Annotated in this window: 17 protein-coding genes; 8 read left to right on the forward strand and 9 right to left on the reverse strand. The window is 65.1% G+C overall.

The genetic code is table 11. The features are described from left to right. Positions 1 to 59: 59 nt before the first annotated feature. Positions 60 to 527 (reverse strand): TlpA disulfide reductase family protein, encoded by a 468-nt coding sequence (locus V0R62_RS24760; protein WP_330105580.1) that lies wholly within the window; start codon positions 525 to 527, stop codon positions 60 to 62. An 86-nt stretch (positions 528 to 613) separates the two neighbouring features. Here V0R62_RS24760 and arsC point away from each other — a divergent pair, with 86 nt between their 5' ends. From arsC to V0R62_RS24775, 3 genes are read left to right on the forward strand one after another with little or no spacing between them, the layout of a single operon-like run. Beyond that, entirely contained in the window at positions 614 to 967 is a 354-nt protein-coding gene (arsC, locus tag V0R62_RS24765) for an arsenate reductase (glutaredoxin) (protein WP_330105581.1), read from the forward strand. Further along, on the forward strand, positions 964 to 1,569 hold the full coding sequence (gene wrbA, locus V0R62_RS24770; RefSeq protein WP_330105582.1) for an NAD(P)H:quinone oxidoreductase: 606 nt from the start codon (positions 964 to 966) through the stop codon (positions 1,567 to 1,569). The genes arsC and wrbA overlap by 4 nt, the downstream gene beginning before the upstream one ends. Beyond that, positions 1,562 to 1,975 carry a DUF2069 domain-containing protein gene (locus tag V0R62_RS24775; RefSeq protein ID WP_330105583.1) on the forward strand — a complete coding sequence of 138 codons (414 nt, stop codon included), beginning with the start codon at positions 1,562 to 1,564 and terminating at the stop codon, positions 1,973 to 1,975. Before wrbA ends, V0R62_RS24775 begins: the two co-directional genes overlap by 8 nt. A gap of 116 nt (positions 1,976 to 2,091) precedes the next feature. Here the strand turns inward: V0R62_RS24775 and V0R62_RS24780 are convergent, their stop codons facing one another. After that, entirely contained in the window at positions 2,092 to 2,763 is a 672-nt protein-coding gene (locus tag V0R62_RS24780) for a DNA-3-methyladenine glycosylase I (protein ID WP_330105584.1), read from the reverse strand. Between the two features lie 4 nt (positions 2,764 to 2,767). Next, on the reverse strand, positions 2,768 to 3,592 hold the full coding sequence (gene ttcA, locus V0R62_RS24785; protein WP_011532643.1) for a tRNA 2-thiocytidine(32) synthetase TtcA: 825 nt from the start codon (positions 3,590 to 3,592) through the stop codon (positions 2,768 to 2,770). A 264-nt stretch (positions 3,593 to 3,856) separates the two neighbouring features. Here ttcA and V0R62_RS24790 point away from each other — a divergent pair, with 264 nt between their 5' ends. Together V0R62_RS24790 and V0R62_RS24795 are read left to right on the forward strand one after the other, a co-directional pair. Next, positions 3,857 to 4,456, forward strand: coding sequence for a Yip1 family protein (locus V0R62_RS24790; protein ID WP_028690929.1), 600 nt, complete (start codon positions 3,857 to 3,859; stop codon positions 4,454 to 4,456). A 140-nt stretch (positions 4,457 to 4,596) separates the two neighbouring features. Beyond that, complete coding sequence (locus V0R62_RS24795; protein WP_198745023.1) at positions 4,597 to 5,091, forward strand: SprT family zinc-dependent metalloprotease; 495 nt, start codon at positions 4,597 to 4,599, stop codon at positions 5,089 to 5,091. Between the two features lie 168 nt (positions 5,092 to 5,259). Here V0R62_RS24795 and V0R62_RS24800 read toward each other — a convergent pair whose 3' ends face one another. The 4 genes from V0R62_RS24800 to V0R62_RS24815 form a co-directional block, all read right to left on the reverse strand. Beyond that, positions 5,260 to 6,582 carry a dicarboxylate/amino acid:cation symporter gene (locus tag V0R62_RS24800; protein WP_028690931.1) on the reverse strand — a complete coding sequence of 441 codons (1,323 nt, stop codon included), beginning with the start codon at positions 6,580 to 6,582 and terminating at the stop codon, positions 5,260 to 5,262. 398 nt (positions 6,583 to 6,980) lie between these two features. Then, positions 6,981 to 8,321, reverse strand: coding sequence for an ATP-binding protein (locus V0R62_RS24805; RefSeq protein ID WP_330105585.1), 1,341 nt, complete (start codon positions 8,319 to 8,321; stop codon positions 6,981 to 6,983). Then, entirely contained in the window at positions 8,318 to 8,995 is a 678-nt protein-coding gene (locus V0R62_RS24810) for a response regulator (RefSeq protein ID WP_028690933.1), read from the reverse strand. Before V0R62_RS24810 ends, V0R62_RS24805 begins: the two co-directional genes overlap by 4 nt. Positions 8,996 to 9,075: 80 nt before the next feature. After that, a complete protein-coding gene (locus tag V0R62_RS24815; RefSeq protein ID WP_050704272.1) occupies positions 9,076 to 9,681 on the reverse strand; it encodes an outer membrane protein in 606 nt (201 codons plus the stop codon). A 123-nt stretch (positions 9,682 to 9,804) separates the two neighbouring features. Here V0R62_RS24815 and V0R62_RS24820 point away from each other — a divergent pair, with 123 nt between their 5' ends. Both V0R62_RS24820 and V0R62_RS24825 read left to right on the forward strand, forming a co-directional pair. Then, positions 9,805 to 10,596 carry a dienelactone hydrolase family protein gene (locus V0R62_RS24820; protein ID WP_330105586.1) on the forward strand — a complete coding sequence of 264 codons (792 nt, stop codon included), beginning with the start codon at positions 9,805 to 9,807 and terminating at the stop codon, positions 10,594 to 10,596. Between the two features lie 159 nt (positions 10,597 to 10,755). Continuing rightward, positions 10,756 to 11,457, forward strand: coding sequence for a 4'-phosphopantetheinyl transferase family protein (locus tag V0R62_RS24825; protein WP_330105587.1), 702 nt, complete (start codon positions 10,756 to 10,758; stop codon positions 11,455 to 11,457). Here V0R62_RS24825 and V0R62_RS24830 read toward each other — a convergent pair. Further along, the gene (locus V0R62_RS24830) at positions 11,454 to 13,058 is read right to left on the reverse strand and encodes an ATP-binding protein (protein ID WP_330105588.1); all 1,605 of its coding nucleotides are present in this window, start codon (positions 13,056 to 13,058) and stop codon (positions 11,454 to 11,456) included. The genes V0R62_RS24825 and V0R62_RS24830 overlap by 4 nt on opposite strands. Then, the gene (locus V0R62_RS24835) at positions 13,055 to 13,750 is read right to left on the reverse strand and encodes a response regulator (protein ID WP_330105589.1); all 696 of its coding nucleotides are present in this window, start codon (positions 13,748 to 13,750) and stop codon (positions 13,055 to 13,057) included. The genes V0R62_RS24830 and V0R62_RS24835 overlap by 4 nt, the downstream gene beginning before the upstream one ends. Before the next feature lie 781 nt (positions 13,751 to 14,531). Between V0R62_RS24835 and V0R62_RS24840 the strand changes: the two genes are divergently transcribed. Further along, entirely contained in the window at positions 14,532 to 17,411 is a 2,880-nt protein-coding gene (locus V0R62_RS24840) for a ribonucleoside-diphosphate reductase subunit alpha (protein WP_280081611.1), read from the forward strand. The last annotated feature ends 581 nt before the right edge of the window (positions 17,412 to 17,992 follow it).

Consider the following 17,992-nt stretch of genomic DNA (forward strand, 5'->3'; position numbering starts at 1 on the left):
CCCCGCCCCCCCCCCCCCCCCCCCCGGGGGGGGGGGGGCCGCCCCCGCGATGCTGGAACTCAGGCGCCGCCCTTGAGCGCCCTGATCTTCGCCTGCAGCCCTTCAAGCGTCTGCTCGCCCATCAGCTGCTCACGCACCTTGCCCTTGTCGTCGATGATGTAGGTCACCGGCAGCGCCTCGCTGCGCGGCAACTCGTAGCGCTCGGCCGGATCCTGGGCCAGCACGGTGAAACCGATGCCCAGGGTATCGGCGGCCGTTTTCAGGTCCGGCCCCTGCAGACCATCGAAGTTCACCCCCACCACGCGAATGCCCTGCGCCTCCCACTGCTTGGCGGCGGCATTGAGTTCAGGGATTTCCGTGCGGCACGGGCCGCACCATTCGGCCCAGTAGTTGAGCACCAGCCAGTGCCCGTCGATCTGTTCGGCCTTTACCGTGTTGCCGTGCTGGTCCACGCCGTAGTCCGCACCGCAGCCGCCGAGCAACAGGCTCGCGGTGATGGCCAGTGCAGCTGCCAAACGCCTTGCCATGGGTCAATCCTTCTCGAAGTTTTCAAGCATTGAAGTCGGTCGCTGCGGTTAGAATAGCCGCCACACCCAGCTGGATGCGACCCGTCATGACCGATCTGACCCTCTATCATAACCCGCGCTGCTCGAAATCCCGCGGCGCCCTGGAACTGCTCGAGGCACGCGGCCTGGCGCCGACCATCGTGCGCTACCTCGAGACCCCGCCGGACGCCGCCACCCTCGAACAGCTGCTCGCCAAGCTGGGCATCGGCGCGCGCCAGTTGCTGCGCACCGGCGAAGACGAATACAAGACCCTGGAGCTGGCCAACCCGGCCCTGAGCGACGCCCAGCTGATCAAGGCCATGGCCGAGCATCCCAAGCTGATCGAGCGCCCGATCCTGGTGGCCGGTGACAAGGCCGTGGTCGGCCGCCCACCGGAGAAGGTCCTGGAGATCCTGCCGTGAGCGAACCCTACATCCTGGTGCTGTATTACAGCCGACACGGCTCGACCAGCGAGATGGCCCGGCATATCGCCCGCGGCGTCGAGATGGCCGGCCTGGAGGCGCGCCTGCGCACCGTGCCGGCGATCTCCACCGAGTGCGAGGCCGTGGCCCCGGACATTCCGGCCAGCGGCGCGCTGTACGCCACCCTCGACGACCTGCGCCATTGCGCGGGCCTGGCCATGGGCAGCCCGACCCGCTTCGGCAACATGGCCGCGCCGCTCAAGTACTTCCTCGACGGCACCAGCAGCCTGTGGCTGGGCGGCGAGCTGGTGGGCAAGCCGGCGGCGGTGTTCACCTCCACCGCCAGCCTGCACGGCGGCCAGGAGACCACCCTGCTGTCGATGCTGCTGCCGCTGATGCACCACGGCATGCTGGTCACCGGCCTGCCCTACAGCGAATCGGCGCTGCTGGAAACCCGTGGCGGCGGCACGCCGTACGGTGCCAGCCACCATGCCGGCGCCGACGGCAAGCGTGAGCTGGACCCGCACGAGATCACCCTGTGCCGCGTGCTCGGGCAGCGCCTGGCGAAGACGGCCAAGGCCCTGGGTGGCGAACGTGGCTAGAAAGCCGAAGGTCTTGCCGCCACTGGAGTGGCTGGCCCCGCGGGTGCGCTTTACCCGTGCCCTGAGCCTGGCCTGCTTCTTCGGCCTGATCGCCCTGCTGGTGGTGAACAACCTGTGGTTCGCCAACCTGCACGGGGCGCGGGTCGAGGTGATCATGGCCATCGAGCTGATCCCCCTGCTGCTCTTGCTGCCGGGCATGCTGATGGGCAGCGCCCGGGCGCATGCCTGGACCTGCTTCGTGGTGAACATCTACTTCATCAAGGGCGTGCTGGCGGCGTTCGATCCGGCGCGGGCGCTGTTCGGCTGGGTCGAGGTGCTGGTGAGCCTGGGGTTGTTCGTCAGCGGGTTGCTGTTTGTGCGCTGGAAGTTCCAGCAGGAGCGGCGCCTGGCGGGTGAAGGGCGTTAAATTCCGGGGCTGCTCTGCAGCCCTTTCGCGACACAAGGCCGCTCCTACAGGGGAACGCGTACTCCTGTAGGAGCGGCCTTGTGTCGCGAAAGGGCCGCACAGCGGCCCCGGCAATCTCAATGGTTGACGGTATGCGCCAGCATCACCGACAACTGGCACAGCGGCCGGCCGCTCTCTTCATGCCACTGGTTGAACGCCTGCTGCACCAACGCAAGATCCCGCTGGCTGGTCGGCGGCTTGTCGATGATCTTCTGCGCGATCAGCGCCGCCGCCATGTCATCGGTGGGAATGAAGGTATCCTTGCCGACCATCCGCAGGAACCGCGGCGCCGACAACCCGCCCAGCTGGTTGCCATGCTTGGCCAGGTACTTCCACAACCCGACGATGTCGGTCTCTGGCCAGTCGGCGATGAACGCGCCGAAACTGCCCTTCTCCTTCGCCACGTCCAGCACCATCTGCGCATTGCGCGGCACGCTCTTGAGCTTGCCCAGGTGGCGGATGATGCGCTCATCCTGCATCAGCCGCTCCAGGTGCTCGGCGCCCATCAGCACCACCTTCTGCGGGTCGAAACCGAAGAACACCTGCTCGAACGCCGGCCACTTGGCGTCCACCAGGCTGTGCTTGAGCCCGGCGCGGAACACACGCAGGGCCAGGGTCGACAGGTAGCGGTCGTCAGGGATGTCGCGCAGCTGCGCGGGCGTGCGCGGCTGCGGCAGGAAGGCTTCCAGCGCCTGGGCCGAACCGAAACGGTTCAGGCAGTACTCATGCAGCCACTGATAGTCGCGCATGGGCTCAGATGTTCAGCACGTCGAGGAAACGCGGGGTGGCGCTCTCGTCGATCTTCAGGCTGGTGAAATCGAACAGGTTGCGGTCGGCCAGCTGCGACGGCGCGACGTTCTGCAAGGCGCGGAAGATGCTCTCGGTGCGACCCGGGTGCTTGCGCTCCCACTCCACCAGCATGTCCTTGACCACCTGACGCTGCAGGTTCTCCTGCGAGCCGCACAGGTTGCACGGGATGATCGGGAATTCCTTCATGTCCGAGTAGGCCTGGATGTCCTTCTCGCTGCAGTAGGCCAGCGGGCGGATCACCACGTTGCGGCCGTCGTCGGCGCGCAGCTTCGGCGGCATGCCCTTGAGCGCGCCGTTGAAGAACATGTTGAGGAAGAAGGTCTCGACGATGTCGTCGCGGTGGTGACCCAGGGCCATCTTGGTCGCGCCAATCTCGTCGGCGAAGGTGTACAGGGTGCCGCGACGCAGGCGCGAGCACAGCGAGCAGGTGGTCTTGCCCTCGGGTACCAGCTCCTTGACCACCGAGTAGGTGTCCTTCTCGACGATGTGGTACTCGACGCCCAGCTCTTTCAGATAAGCCGGCAGCACGTGCTCGGGGAAGCCTGGCTGCTTCTGGTCCATGTTCACCGCGACGATGTCGAACTTGATCGGCGCCACCTTCTGCAGGTGCAACAGAACGTCGAGCATGGTGTAGCTGTCCTTGCCGCCAGACAGGCAGACCATGACCTTGTCGCCATCCTCGATCATGTTGTAGTCGGTGATGGCTTCGCCGGCGAGACGACGCAGGCGTTTTTGCAGTTTGTTCTGGTTGACCGAGAGGGTGCCCATAGCGCTTGGATCCGCGAGGTGTGACAAAAGCCGGCTATTTTACGCACAAACCGCACGGCGCAGTAGGTGAATCCGATAAAGACTTCAAGGGAATCAGCACCGAGCCTGACAGCGCAATTTGCTCTAAAAAGCCGGTTTTGTGCCGGGATCCACTTCCTATACTGCGACATAAGGCCACATGACCGCAGCAATCGGTGTTCCTGGCCTCGGGCCACAGGCGCTCCATCTGGGGGGCGTTTGGCAACGACGATAGGAGTGACCAGTATGATTCATCACGTTGTAGGGCTGTTCACCCACCCTGACCAGGAGTGGCGGGAGATCCGTGGCGAGGAAGAAAGCATCAGCCACATGTACCTGACGCACACGCTGATCCTGGCGGCGATCCCCGCCGTCTCGGCGTTCATCGGCACCACCCAGGTCGGCTGGGTGATCGGCGAGCGGCCGGCAGTGATGCTGACCATGGAAAGCGCGCTGTGGATGAGCATCATGTCGTACCTGGCGATGCTCGCCGGGGTCGCGGTAATGGGCGCCTTCATCCACTGGATGGCGCGCACCTACGACGCCAACCCGAGCATGGCGCAGTGCATCGCCTTCGCCACCTACACCGCCACCCCGCTGTTCATCGGCGGACTCGCGGCGCTGTACCCGCACCTGTGGCTGGGCATGCTGATCGGCACGGCGGCCATCTGCTACACCGTGTACCTGTTGTATGTCGGCTTGCCGACGTTCATGAACATACCGTCGGATGAAGGCTTCCTGTTCTCCAGCTCCGTGCTGGCGGTGGGCCTGGTGGTACTGGTGGCGATCATGGCCGCGACCGTGATCATCTGGGGACTGGGCGTGGGGCCCGTCTACACCAACTGACGCATACCTATCAGATCCAACCAGCACTGGGGCATCACCCGAGGCCGCCGCAAGGCGGCTTCGTTTCGTGTGCCTGACCGGCGGCTCGGCAGCCGGCCTGTGCCTGCGGCATAATGCCCGGTCAGGAGAACTACCCCGCCATGCCCGAGCTGCTCAGACAACGCGTCGAAACCTGTTACCAGCAAGCCGAAACCTTCTTCAAACGCCCTTTTCCGCGCCCGCAGGTCAGCTTCAAGCTGCGCGGCCAGAAAGCCGGTGTCGCCCATCTGCACGAGAACCTGCTGCGCTTCAACCTGCAGCTGTACCGCGAGAACCAGGAAGACTTCCTGCGCCAGACCGTGGCCCACGAGGTGGCCCATCTGGTGGCCCACCAGCTGTTCGGTGACCGTATCCAGGCCCATGGCGAGGAGTGGCAGCTGATCATGCGCGGGGTGTACGAGCTGCCGCCGAACCGTTGCCACAACTACGAGGTGCAGCGGCGGGTGGCGACGCGCTACATCTACCGCTGTCCGTGCCCGGAGAGCGACTTTCCGTTCACCGCCCAGCGGCACAAGCTGGTGCGCCAGGGCCGGCGGTATCTGTGCCGGCGGTGCCGGGAGATTCTGGTTTACAGCGGCGAGACCCGCGTCGAGTGAAAGATCGCATTCGCGGGTAAACCCGCTCCCACAGGTACCCCTCCGGCCTGAAGGCAGCATTTTTCCTGTGGGAGCGGGTTTACCCGCGAAAGGGCCGGCACTGACGGCACAGAACTCCCGGCACAAAAAAGGCGACCCGAGGGTCGCCTTCTTCATTTCACACCGCGATCAACGCGCCGGGCCTTCGGCCACGCCCAGGTCGTCGGTCGGACGGGTGTCGACCAGCGGCGAACCGCCGGACGCCAGTTCCGCCTGCAGGGTGTCGGTGTCCAGCTCCTTGACCCACTTGGCCACGACCACGGTGGCCACGGCGTTGCCGATCAGGTTGGTCAGGGCGCGGGCTTCGGACATGAAGCGGTCGATACCCAGGATCAATGCCAGACCCGCCACCGGCAGGTGGCCGACGGCCGACAGGGTCGCGGCCAGCACGATGAAGCCCGAACCGGTGACGCCCGCAGCACCTTTGGACGCGACCAGCAGCACCAGCAGCAGGGTGATCTGGTGGGTGATGTCCATGGTGGTGTCGGTGGCCTGGGCGATGAATACCGCGGCCATGGTCAGGTAGATCGAGGTGCCGTCCAGGTTGAACGAGTAGCCGGTCGGGATCACCAGGCCAACCACGGACTTCTTCGCGCCCAGGCGCTCCATCTTGGCCAGCATGCGCGGCAGGGCCGACTCGGAGGACGAGGTGCCCAGCACGATCAGCAGTTCTTCACGGATGTAGCGGATCAGCTTGATCACGCTGAAGCCGTGGGCGCGGCAGATACCGCCCAGCACCACCAGGATGAACAGCACGCAGGTGATGTAGAAGCACGCCATCAGGTAGCCCAGCTGCACCAGCGAACCCACACCGTACTGGCCGATGGTGAAGGCCATGGCACCGAAGGCGCCGATCGGGGCCAGCTTCATGATCATGTTGATGATGTTGAACATGACATGGGCGAAGCGGTCGATCAGGTCCAGCACCGGCTTGCCGTAGCTGCCCAGGCGGTGCAGGGCGAAGCCGAACAGCACCGAGAACATCAGCACTTGCAGGATGTCGCCGTTGGCGAAGGCGCCGACCACGGTGTTGGGGATGACGTTGAGCAGGAAGCCCACGGTGGTCTGCTGCGCGCCGGCGGCGGCGTAGGCGGCCACGCTGCTGGCGTTCAGGGTGCTGACGTCGACGTGCATGCCGGCGCCCGGCTGAACCACGTTGACCACGACCAGGCCGATGATCAGGGCGATGGTGGAGACGATCTCGAAGTACAGCAGCGCGTAACCGCCGGTCTTGCCGACCGATTTCATGCTCTGCATGCCGGCGATGCCGCTGACCACGGTGCAGAAGATGATCGGGGCGATGACCATCTTGATCAGCTTGACGAAGCCGTCACCCAGGGGTTTGAGGGCTACGCCGGTTTCCGGGTAGTAGTGGCCGAGCAGGATACCGATGGTGATGGCGACGATCACCTGGACATACAGCGATTTGTACAGCGGCTGACGAGTCGTCATGGCTAGTTTTTCCTCAAGTGGGCCGGCGCATCCTTCCCAGGATGTCGGGGCACCTGAATCGCGAACCCTCCTGTACCCGGAGGGATTTGTCGTTGTGTGCGAGTGCCTGGTCAGGCCTCTGCCAGCTGAATAGCAAGGGCGATGCCAAAGTGCCCGCTTGAGGTGCACAGCCAATGATTACAGGGTGTGAATGCCCCGGGACGGGGCGAAGAACCACGTAGGGAATGGCGGATTTCCGCCCGATGGCGGAAATCGTACAGGGTGGGTTGGCGGATTTCCGCCCGACACGCAACGCATACCCTGTAGGAGCGGCTTTAGCCGCGAAGCAAGCGACGCGGTGCATGGCACCGGCTGTGCCGGTGATCGCGGCTAAAGCCGCTCCTACAGGTTTTGCGATTTCAATCGAGCCGGAAAGCGATGCGGAACGCAGCCCCGCCCAACGGCGAATCGCCCAGGCTCAGCTCGGCGTCATAGCTGTCGATGATGTCCTTGACCACCGCCAGCCCGATCCCCTGCCCCGGGTGCTGGCGGTCCAGCCGCTCGCCGCGCTCGAGTATCCGCTCGCGTTGATCCGGCGGCACGCCCGGCCCATCGTCCTCGACGCACAGCTCCAGCAGCCCCGGCGACTGCTGCAGGCTTACCCGCACCTGCCCCAGGCATAACCGGTAGGCGTTTTCCAGCAGGTTGCCCAGCAGCTCCAGCAAGGCGCCCTGCTCCATCGGCACCCGCGCCAGGGCCGGGATGTCGAGGCTGACCTCGACGCGCTTGTCGCGATAGACCTTGGCCAAGGTGCTGCACAGGCTGTCGAGCAACGGCTTGAGCTCGACCTGGTGGCGGACCAGGCCGCTCTTGCGCAGGCTGGCGCGTTGCAGCTGGTAGTCGATCTGCTGGCTCATGCGCTCGATCTGGCTCTGCAGCACCCGCGCCTGTTCGCGATCGCCCTGCTCCATGCTCTCGCCAACGCCCTGCAGCACCGCCAGCGGGGTCTTGAGGCTGTGGGCCAGGTCGTCGAGCGAGTCGCGGTAGCGCTGACGCTGCTCACGCTCGCTGCGCAGCAGGCGGTTGAGCGAGCCGGTCAGGCGCAGCAGTTCGCGCGGGTGCTCACGACTGAGCCCGTCCCGCGCCCCGCTCTCCACGTCGTCGAGTTCGGAACTGAGCCGGCGCAATGAACGCAGGCCCCAGGTCAGGCCGGCCCAGAGCAGCACCATCAACGCCAGCAGCGCCGCGCCGAAGCCCAGGTAGAGTTTCTCGCGCAGGCCGTTGAGGGTGTCCTGGTATTCACGCACCGGCTGCAGCGCGACGATGCTGAACGCCGCGCTCTTGCCGCCGAGCAGCTTGACCTCGACGTCGTAGACGAAGAATTCGTCGCCGTCGTCCTGGTGGATACGGGCGAACTCGTTGCCGCGTCCGTCATAGCGGGGGTGATAGTTGATATTGCGGTTGCGGGTGGCCCGCGACTGCCACACCAGCGTGCCCTGGCGGTCGAAGATGTAGCCGAGCAGGCCGGTGTAGGGCAGGTTGTAGCGTTCGTCCGGCAGCAGCGCCGGCATCTGCAGCTGGCCGCGCTCGATGCGCGCGGCCGAGATCAGGGTGGTCACGTCCGAGGCCAGGCGCTGCTCGATCGACTCCTGCAACGCCAGGCTGAAGGCCTTCTGCAAGGCCGGCAGCAGCGCCAGCATGAACAGCAGCGCCAGCAAGGCCGCCGCCAGCATCAGGCGCACTCGCAGCGAACGGATCATCGGCAGCGCTCGGTGAACAGGTAGCCCAGGCCGCGCACGGTGTCGATCGGTTTGAAGCCGTTGTCGCCCTCGAGCTTGCGGCGCAGGCGGCCGACCAGCACCTCGATGACGTTCGGGTCGCGCTCCTCGTCGTCCGGGTACAGCTGCTCCATCAGCCGGTCCTTGGCCACCACCTGCTGGTGATGGCGCATGAGGTATTCGAGGATGCGGTATTCGTAGGCAGTCAGCGCCAGCGGCTGCTCGTCCAGGGTCGCCTGCTTGCGGTTGAGGTCGAGCACCAGCGGCCCTGCGGCGATGGTCGACTGGGTGAAGCCGCTGGAGCGGCGCAGCAAGGCGTTCAGGCGGGCCTCCAGCTCTTCGAACTGGAACGGCTTGACCACATAGTCGTCGGCGCCGGCGGCCAGGCCCTCGACCTTGTCCTGCCAGTTGCCGCGGGCGGTGAGGATGAGGATCGGGAAGGTCTGGCCGAGGCTGCGCAGCTGGCGGATCAGGTCCAGCCCGCTCATGCCCGGCAGGCCCAGGTCGATCACCGCCAGGTCGTGGTTGTACTGCTCGGCCTGGTACAAGGCTTCCTCCGCGTTGGCCACCGCCTGCACCACATGGCCGCCTTCACCGAGGCGGGTGAACAGGTGATGACGCAGCAGCGCCTCGTCCTCGACCACCAGCAATTTCATGTGGATCTCCTTTCAATAGGGAATGCCTGTACCGGCCTCATCGCGGGGCATGCAGAGACCGGTACAGGATAACAGCGACCTCAGAACTTGTAGGTAGCCGCCAGGTAGGTCTGCGCGCTGCTGGTCAGGCGCAGGGTACCGTCCTTCGGCCCGCCGTGGGCGCCGATCTCGGTGGCGGCGTTGCTGCGCAGGTAACGGTAGCCCAGCTCCACCGAGGTGTTGTCGGTGACTTCCTGGATCACACCGGCCTGCAGGCCGACGGCGTAACCGTAGTCGGTGTCGCGGCGGGCGCCCGGCGAATCCTGGGTCAGCTTGGTCATGCCCAGGCTGCCGCCGCCGAACAGTTTGGTGGTATCGCCCACCGGCAGGAACAGGTCGTAGCTGCCCAGCAGGTTCTCCTGGCGCAGCTTGACGCCGCTGTGATCGCCCGAGACGTTGTCGTAGGTGATGTAGTAGCGGCCCTGGTCGTTGATCTTGCCCAGGCGCGCGCCCCAGGTGCTGTCCTTGCCGATGATGCCGTCGGCGTTCAGGCCGTCGGTGTTGCGTTGCAGCAGGCCGGACTTGCGGACTTTGTCGCTGGTCTGGCCGTAGGTCAGGCTGGCGAAGTTGTCATCGGCCTGGGCAACGCTGGTGAGGCCGGCGGCGCAAACGGCCATGGCGGCAATCAGGGTGTTGAGGGTTTTCATGATTCAGGTACTCCGGGTTGGATGCGTTGTTGCTGTCTGGGGGCTAGAGTAGGGAGGGCGCCCTGAACCCCTGCTGAACCTGGCCTGAACCTTGGCTGAACGAACCGAAGAAGGAGCTCGACCATGCGTACCCTGCTTGCCCTGGCCTTGTTGTGCAGCGCCAGCCTTGCCCAGGCGGCGGTGCAGACCCGCGAGATTCCCTACCAGGATGCCGACGGCAAGCGCCTGGTCGGCTACTACGCCTATGACGACGCTATCGAGGGCAAGCGCCCGGGCGTGGTGGTGGTGCATGAGTGGTGGGGGCTGAACGACTACGCCAAGCGCCGCGCCCGCGACCTCGCGGCGCTGGGCTACAACGCCCTGGCCATCGACATGTACGGCGACGGCAAGAACACCGAGCACCCCGCCGACGCCCAGGCGTTCATGGCGGCGGCGATGAAGGATCCGAAAGCCGCTGCCCGGCGCTTCGATGCCGGGCTTGAGCTGTTGAAGATCCAGCCCAACACCAACAAGCACCAACTGGCGGCCATCGGCTACTGCTTTGGCGGCAAGGTGGTGCTGGATGCGGCGCGGCGGGGCGAGAAGCTCGATGGCGTAGTGAGCTTCCATGGCGCGTTGGTGACCCAGACACCGGCCAAGCCCGGGGTGATCCGGGCGAAGATCCTGGTGGAGCACGGCGAGGCCGACAGCATGGTTACCCCGGAGCAGGTGGCGGCGTTCAAGGCGGAGATGGATGCGGCCAAGGCGGACTACCAGTTCGTCGGGATTCCGGGGGCCAAGCATGGGTTTACCAACCCGGATGCGGATCGGTTGGGGCATGGCGGGCATGGCGGGCCGGATATCGGGTATGACAAGGCGGCTGACGAGAGCTCTTGGAAGGATATGCAGGTGTTCTTGAAGACGGCGTTTGACTGAGGATTGCCGGGGCCGCTTTGCGGCCCTTTCGCGGCACAAGGCCGCTCCTACAGGAGACCGCATACCCTTGTAGGAGCGGCCTTGTGCCGCGAAAGGGCTGCAACGCAGCCCCCAAATATCTGCTCCACCACCAGCCACCAGGCTGGCACAATACCCGCCATGAACAGACTCCCCACCTGCTGCGCCCCGCTCCAGCACCACTGGCCCCTGCCCCGCCCGGTCCCCGGCGCGGTGCTGGTCAGTTGCGCCTTCGACCCGGCCCGCCTGGCCGCCGACGACTTCCAGCGCGCCGGCATCGAGCAGACCGCCAGCCTGCAACGCTCGGTGGCCAAGCGCCAGGCCGAGTACCTGGCCGGCCGGGTCTGCGCCCGCGAGGCACTGCAACGCCTGGATGGCCGCGACTATGTGCCGGCTACCCACGAAGACCGCTCGCCGATCTGGCCCGCTGGCATCCACGGCTCGATCACCCACGGCCAAGGCTGGGCCGCCGCGGTTGTCGCAGCCGACGGCCAATGCCGTGGCCTGGGCCTGGACCAGGAAACCCTGCTCAGCGAAGAGCGCACCGAACGCCTGGCCGGGGAAATCCTCACCCCTGCCGAGCTGGAGCGCCTGGACCGCAGCCAGCAAGCCCTGGCCGTGACCTTGACCTTCTCGCTCAAGGAAAGCCTGTTCAAGACCCTCTACCCGATCACCAAACAGCGCTTCTATTTCGAGCACGCCGAGCTGCTGGCCTGGTCCGCCGACGGCCATGCCCGCCTACGCCTGCTCACCGACCTGTCAGCCGAGTGGCGCCACGGCGTCGAACTCGATGGCCAGTTCTGCCTGCAGGACGGCCATCTGCTCAGCTTGATCAGCGTCTAGTCGCGCGGCTGCTCACGTGGCCAGCTCAGGCTGAAACACGCACCGCCCAACTGCTCGCTGTGCCCTACCAGGGCACGGCCGCCGTGCCAGTAGATGATCCGTCGCACGATCGACAGCCCCAATCCATGCCCGCCCGAGGCCCGGGTGCGGCTGTCGTCGAGGCGGGTGAACGGGGTGAAGATGCGGTGCCACACCCCTTCGGGAATCCCGGGGCCGTCATCCTCCACATCGATGCGACAACGCTGCTGGCCGATCTGGTAGCTCAGGCGCACTTCCGACTCGGCATGGCGCATGGCATTGCGCACCAGGTTCTGCAGGGCCCGGTGCAGGTAGCGCGGCTCCGCCTCGACCCGGGCGTCGCCGCCGTCGAGCCCGTGGCACACCCCACGCACCACCCGCACCTCGGCCCGCAGCGGCGCCAGCTCCTCGATCACCCGCGCCAGCAGCTCGTCCAGGTCCACCACCTGGAAATGCAGGGCCGGCGCGCCCTGCTCCAGGCGGGCGTAGGTCAGCATCTCGTCGACCAGCTTGTCCAGGTCCTGGATATCGCCGTCCATGCCGGCCAGATGCTTGGCCCGGGCCTCGTCTGTGCTGGCGCTCTCGATCATCTCCAGGCCGAAGCGCAGCCGCGCCACCGGCGTGCGCAATTCGTGGGACACCGCCCGCACCAGCTCGCGCTGCATGGTCAATGAGCGCTGCAGGTGCTCGGCCATGCCGTTGAAGGCCTCGGCCAGGCGCCCCACCGAGTCGGCGTCGCCGGCCGGCACGCGGGTATCGAGGCTGCCCTGGGCAATGCGCGTGGCCGCCACCTCCAGGCCCGACACACGCCGTTCCAACTGGCGCACCAGCAGATAGACCACCAGGCCGATCAGGCACAGGCCGAGGAAGGCGATCAGGATCAGCAACTGCGGTGGATACGGGTTGAGCTGATACAGCGGGCCGATCTCCAGCACCCAGGGCGAGCCGGCCAACCCCGCGAACACGCGGATCGAATCGCCGTCCCGGCCCAGGGCCATCACCGTGTCGCCCTCTTCCACCCGACGGCGCTGGTCGTCGTCCAGGGCGGCGCGCTCGATGCGCTGCAGGGCAATGTCGAAGCCGAAGCCCTTGCTCTGGCGCAACTGCGCCAGGCGCGCCTGCTGCTCGGTCACCGGGTAGCGCACCAGCTCGTCGGCCAATAGATAAAGCGTGGCGCGGGCCAACTGCTCGCTGATCTGCTTGACCTCGGCCACCAGCAGCAGGTCCTCGTGGCCAACCCGGCGCAATACCCGGGCGGCATGCGGACCGGTCTTCTCCACCACCACCAGGTCGCGGTACAGCCGCGCCCGCTGCCCACCGTCGAGGGTGAACGCCGACAGCGGCTGCAGGTCCAGCGGCACGCCGAGCAGGCGCTCCCAGATCACCAGCGAACGGGTGCGCTCCACCGCATTCTGCTGCGCCAGGTTGTCGGCCATCAGGCTGAAGGTACCCTGGGCCAGGCGCTCGCGGTGCTGGCCGGCGCGGATCTCGTTGAGCAGGTGCAGGCTGAGCACGCCGAGCACGGCCACCAGCACCAGCACCGCGAGCATGCCGCCATAGATACGCAGGAAGATCGAATTCATGGCGCCTCGCCGACGAACAGATAGCCCTTGCTGCGCAGGGTCTTGATCAGCCGCGGGGTGATCGGGTCGTCGCCGATCTTGGGGCGAATCTTGGAAATGCGCACATCGATGGAGCGGTCCTGGCCGTCATAGCCGACGCCGCGCAGCGAGGTGAAGATCTCCTCGCGGGACAGTACCCGCCCGGCATTGCTGGCCAGCAGCCAGAGCAGGTCGAACTCGGCGCCGGTCAGCTCGATCAGTTGGCCGCTCAGGCGCGCCTCACGCTGGCGGCTATCTATATGCAGCGGGCCGAAGCTCAGCTCCTGGCGCCGCTCCGGGGCCTCGCTGCGGCGCAACAGGGCGTTGATGCGCGCCAGCAGCACGCGCGGGCGCACCGGCTTGCACACATAGTCGTCGGCGCCCAGGTCCAGGCCCTGGATCTGGTCCAGCTCGTCGCTGCGGGCGGTGAGCATGAGGATCGGGCCAGCATACTGGCCACGCACCCGGCGGCAGATGCTCAGGCCGTCCTCGCCGGGCAGCATCAGGTCGAGGATCACCAGGTCCGGCTGGCTGTCGATGATGCGCCGCACGGCACGGCCGCCATCGCCCTCCACCGCCACCTCGAAGCCGTTGGCCTGGAGGTACTCGGCAGTGAGCTCGGCGAGGCGCTGGTCGTCCTCGACGATGAGGATGCGGTTGATTGGCTGGTCCATGGCCTTACCCTTCTTCTGGTTTTTGTCGGGCCTTGCTGTTGGCTGTAGCGGCCTCATCGCGGGGCAAGCCAGTACAACCCTTTGATTCCAGCGAAAATACACCTTCACCAAAGCGCAACATCAGCCCCGGATACTACGTCCCGCCCCCACCCCTGCCAACCACCCAGAACGCCCCACGACTGAACCGTTTTTTGTGATAGGGTGCGCGCCCGAAAAAATCTCTGCGATGGCGTAGCACAGACAAAAAATAGTGCAAACCTCTTGGGACAAGGGCTACAGCGAATACCCACGGATCACTCACAAAGTACCCACAAGTTATCCACAGGCGCTCACCTTGCAAAGCCCCCGAGACCGCATTATCTTGTATCCCTATCGCAGCGAACCACTAGATGTTGGGTTTCGCGCAAAATCACAAACACAAGTCGCCAGGCAAATTCAAGCGAATTTACCGACTGAACTTAACGTGATTTCAACAGCCAAACCGCTCCTGCGGAGGGCGACCGAGGCAAGCCGCAGACGGCCTTGTTCGGGTATGAGTGTTGCAGGCAGTGCCTCCCACTCATCAGCAACAGATTTTGGGTACGCCCAGAACCTTTGACTTCGGCCAGGGAGCGGCAGGTTATTGCCCCTTATTCCTGAGTCTGTCCCGAAGTCGGTAAGCCCGAGCGGGCGTATGCGCGTGCATGACGCCTCCCCGCCCGGGCCATCGAGCAAGTGGACGGAACGGTGGGCGCCCCAACAAGGCGCCTGAACAAACTAGAAACTGTGGAGACACCCACCCATGCAAACCGACACAACTCGCGAGAACCCGCAGGGCAAAGCGCCGCAGGCCGCCGATTCCAATCAGGATCTGGCAGCCACCGCGCCTGGCCAACTGCGCGTGATCAAGCGCAACGGCACTGTCGTCCCCTACACCGACGACAAGATCACCGTTGCCATCACCAAGGCGTTCCTCGCAGTTGAAGGCGGCACCGCCGCCGCCTCGTCGCGCATCCACGACACCGTCGCGCGCCTGACCGAGCAGGTCACCGCCACGTTCAAGCGTCGCATGCCATCGGGTGGCACCATCCACATCGAAGAAATCCAGGACCAGGTCGAACTGGCCCTGATGCGCGCCGGCGAGCAGAAAGTCGCCCGCGACTACGTGATCTACCGCGACCAGCGTGCAAAAGAGCGCGCCACCCGCTCCAACGCCGACGCCGTGGTCGAGCCGCACCCAAGCATCCGCATCACCCTCGCCGACGGCAGCCTGGCGCCGCTGGACATGGCCCGCCTGAACACCATCATCAGCGAAGCCTGCGAAGGCCTGGCCGAAGTCGATGGCGACCTGATCCAGCGCGAAACCCTGAAGAACCTGTACGACGGCGTCGCCCTGAAGGACGTCAACACCGCCCTGGTGATGACCGCCCGTACCCTGGTCGAGCGCGAGCCGAACTACTCGTTCGTCACCGCCCGCCTGCTGATGGACACCCTGCGCGCCGAAGGCCTGGGCTTCCTGGGCGTGGCCGACAGCGCCACTCACCACGAGATGGCCGACCTGTACGCCAAGGCCCTGCCGGCCTACGTCGAGAAAGGCGTCGAGTTCGAACTGCTTGACCCGGCGCTGAAAGGCTACGACCTGGAGCGCATGGGCAAGGCGATCAACCACGAGCGCGACCAGCAGTTCACCTACCTGGGCCTGCAGACCCTGTACGATCGCTACTTCATCCACAAGGATGGCGTGCGCTTTGAGCTGCCGCAGGTGTTCTTCATGCGTGTGGCCATGGGCCTGGCGCTGGAAGAGAAAGATAAAGAAGCCCGTGCGATCGAGTTCTACAACCTGTTGTCGTCCTTCGACTACATGGCCTCGACCCCGACCCTGTTCAACGCCGGCACCCTGCGTCCGCAGCTGTCCAGCTGCTACCTGACCACCGTGCCGGACGACCTGTCGGGCATCTACCACGCGATCCACGACAACGCCATGCTGTCGAAATTCGCCGGTGGCCTGGGCAACGACTGGACCCCGGTGCGCGCCCTGGGCTCGTACATCAAGGGCACCAACGGCAAGTCGCAAGGCGTCGTGCCGTTCCTGAAAGTGGTCAACGACACCGCCGTCGCCGTGAACCAGGGTGGCAAGCGCAAGGGCGCCGTGTGTGCCTACCTGGAAACCTGGCACCTCGACATCGAAGAATTCATCGAGCTGCGCAAGAACACCGGTGATGACCGTCGTCGTACCCACGACATGAACACCGCCAACTGGATCCCTGACCTGTTCATGAAGCGCGTCTTCGATGACGGCAAGTGGACCCTGTTCTCGCCATCGGAAGTGCCAGACCTGCACGACCTGACCGGCAAGGCCTTCGAAGAGCGCTACGAGTACTACGAAGCCCTGACCGAGTACAACAAGATCAAGGTGTTCAAGACCATCCAGGCCAAAGACCTGTGGCGCAAGATGCTGTCGATGCTGTTCGAGACCGGCCACCCGTGGCTGACCTTCAAGGACCCGTGCAACCTGCGTTCGCCGCAGCAGCACGTGGGCGTGGTCCACAGCTCGAACCTGTGCACCGAGATCACCCTGAACACCAACAAGGACGAGATCGCGGTCTGCAACCTGGGCTCGATCAACCTGCCGAACCACATCGTCGACGGCAAGCTGGACACTGCCAAGCTGCAACGCACCGTGAACACCGCCGTGCGCATGCTCGACAACGTGATCGACATCAACTACTACTCGGTGCCGCAAGCGCGTAACTCGAACTTCAAGCACCGCCCGGTCGGCCTGGGCATCATGGGCTTCCAGGACGCGCTGTACCTGCAGCACATCCCGTACGGCTCCGATGCTGCCGTCGAGTTCGCCGACAAGTCGATGGAAGCGGTCAGCTACTACGCGATCCAGGCTTCCTGCGACCTGGCCGACGAGCGCGGCGCCTACGAGACCTTCCAGGGTTCGCTGTGGTCCAAGGGCATCCTGCCGCTGGACAGCCAGCAGATCCTGATCGAGGCCCGTGGCCAGAAGTACATCGACGTCGACCTGACCGAGAGCCTGGACTGGGCACCGGTGCGCGAGCGCGTGCAAAAAGGTATTCGTAACTCGAACATCATGGCCATCGCGCCGACCGCGACCATCGCCAACATCACCGGCGTGTCGCAGTCCATCGAGCCGACCTACCAGAACCTGTACGTGAAATCGAACCTGTCGGGCGAATTCACCGTGATCAACCCGTACCTGGTCCGCGACCTGAAGGCCCGCGGCCTGTGGGACTCGGTGATGATCAACGACCTGAAGTACTACGATGGTTCGGTGCAGCAGATCGAGCGTATCCCGCAAGAGCTGAAGGACCTGTACGCCACCGCGTTCGAAGTCGAGACCAAGTGGATCGTCGATGCCGCCTCGCGTCGCCAGAAGTGGATCGACCAGGCCCAGTCGCTGAACCTGTACATCGCCGGCGCTTCGGGCAAGAAGCTGGACGTGACCTATCGCATGGCCTGGTACCGTGGCCTGAAGACCACCTACTACCTCCGTGCCCTGGCCGCGACCAGCACCGAGAAGTCGACCATCAACACCGGCAAGCTCAACGCCGTGTCGAGCGGCGGCGACAGCGCCCCGGTCCAGGCCGCCGGCCCAGCCCCGGTACCGAAGGCCTGCGCCATCGACGAGCCGGATTGCGAAGCCTGCCAATAAGGCCTTCGCAGCGCTGAGCTGAACATGCCGCCTCAATCGCCCTCACGGGTGGCTGAGGCGGCATTTTTTTGCGCCCCGACATCCCCCTGCGGGAGCGGTGCGTGGGAGCGGGCTTGCCCCGCGATGGGGCCCTTACAGGCAATACAACCCCTAGGCCCTGACCAAGATCAAAACACCATATGTAGCGCCAAACAAAAAAAATCACACTACATATAGGATCTAATCCCATTTAGGGCTAGACTCTTACCCCGTGACGAAACACCGGTATCCAGTGATACGGAAGCACGTAATGCAGGTCGAAAATTTACCGCCCTGCGTCCCCTGCGCCGCCCCGATCCAAAGTGATTTCCGGTATACTTCGCGGCCCCAAAAAGGGATGAGCCAATGATCGACTGCGTGAAGCAAGCCCCCCAGGGCCACACCGCAGGTTTTATCGTTGCCGTACAGCTTCCAGGTGCCCTGCCCCCTCGCCCGAGTGCAGGCCAGGCGCCGACCCGAACACCTTCAAACGTGACGAGAGCCCGCTCTCACTGCTTGCCGCAGCGCCCGTTGGCGTCGCGCCGTACAGGCATCACTTCAAA

The sequence above is a fragment of the Pseudomonas carassii genome (assembly GCF_036324045.1).
GTDB lineage: Bacteria > Pseudomonadota > Gammaproteobacteria > Pseudomonadales > Pseudomonadaceae > Aquipseudomonas > Aquipseudomonas peradeniyensis.

Bases quoted from the DNA above. Each gene is read 5' to 3' on its own strand.
- V0R62_RS24835 (WP_330105589.1), bottom strand. From the start codon at position 13,750: ATGGACCAGCCAATCAACCGCATCCTCATCGTCGAGGACGACCAGCGC.
- V0R62_RS24810 (WP_028690933.1), bottom strand. From the start codon at position 8,995: ATGAAATTGCTGGTGGTCGAGGACGAGGCGCTGCTGCGTCATCACCTG.
- V0R62_RS24815 (WP_050704272.1), bottom strand. From the start codon at position 9,681: ATGAAAACCCTCAACACCCTGATTGCCGCCATGGCCGTTTGCGCCGCC.
- arsC (WP_330105581.1), top strand. From the start codon at position 614: ATGACCGATCTGACCCTCTATCATAACCCGCGCTGCTCGAAATCCCGC.
- V0R62_RS24790 (WP_028690929.1), top strand. From the start codon at position 3,857: ATGATTCATCACGTTGTAGGGCTGTTCACCCACCCTGACCAGGAGTGG.
- V0R62_RS24780 (WP_330105584.1), bottom strand. From the start codon at position 2,763: ATGCGCGACTATCAGTGGCTGCATGAGTACTGCCTGAACCGTTTCGGT.
- V0R62_RS24805 (WP_330105585.1), bottom strand. From the start codon at position 8,321: ATGATCCGTTCGCTGCGAGTGCGCCTGATGCTGGCGGCGGCCTTGCTG.
- V0R62_RS24760 (WP_330105580.1), bottom strand. From the start codon at position 527: ATGGCAAGGCGTTTGGCAGCTGCACTGGCCATCACCGCGAGCCTGTTG.
- V0R62_RS24830 (WP_330105588.1), bottom strand. From the start codon at position 13,058: ATGAATTCGATCTTCCTGCGTATCTATGGCGGCATGCTCGCGGTGCTG.
- V0R62_RS24825 (WP_330105587.1), top strand. From the start codon at position 10,756: ATGAACAGACTCCCCACCTGCTGCGCCCCGCTCCAGCACCACTGGCCC.
- V0R62_RS24795 (WP_198745023.1), top strand. From the start codon at position 4,597: ATGCCCGAGCTGCTCAGACAACGCGTCGAAACCTGTTACCAGCAAGCC.
- V0R62_RS24840 (WP_280081611.1), top strand. From the start codon at position 14,532: ATGCAAACCGACACAACTCGCGAGAACCCGCAGGGCAAAGCGCCGCAG.
- ttcA (WP_011532643.1), bottom strand. From the start codon at position 3,592: ATGGGCACCCTCTCGGTCAACCAGAACAAACTGCAAAAACGCCTGCGT.
- V0R62_RS24800 (WP_028690931.1), bottom strand. From the start codon at position 6,582: ATGACGACTCGTCAGCCGCTGTACAAATCGCTGTATGTCCAGGTGATC.
- V0R62_RS24820 (WP_330105586.1), top strand. From the start codon at position 9,805: ATGCGTACCCTGCTTGCCCTGGCCTTGTTGTGCAGCGCCAGCCTTGCC.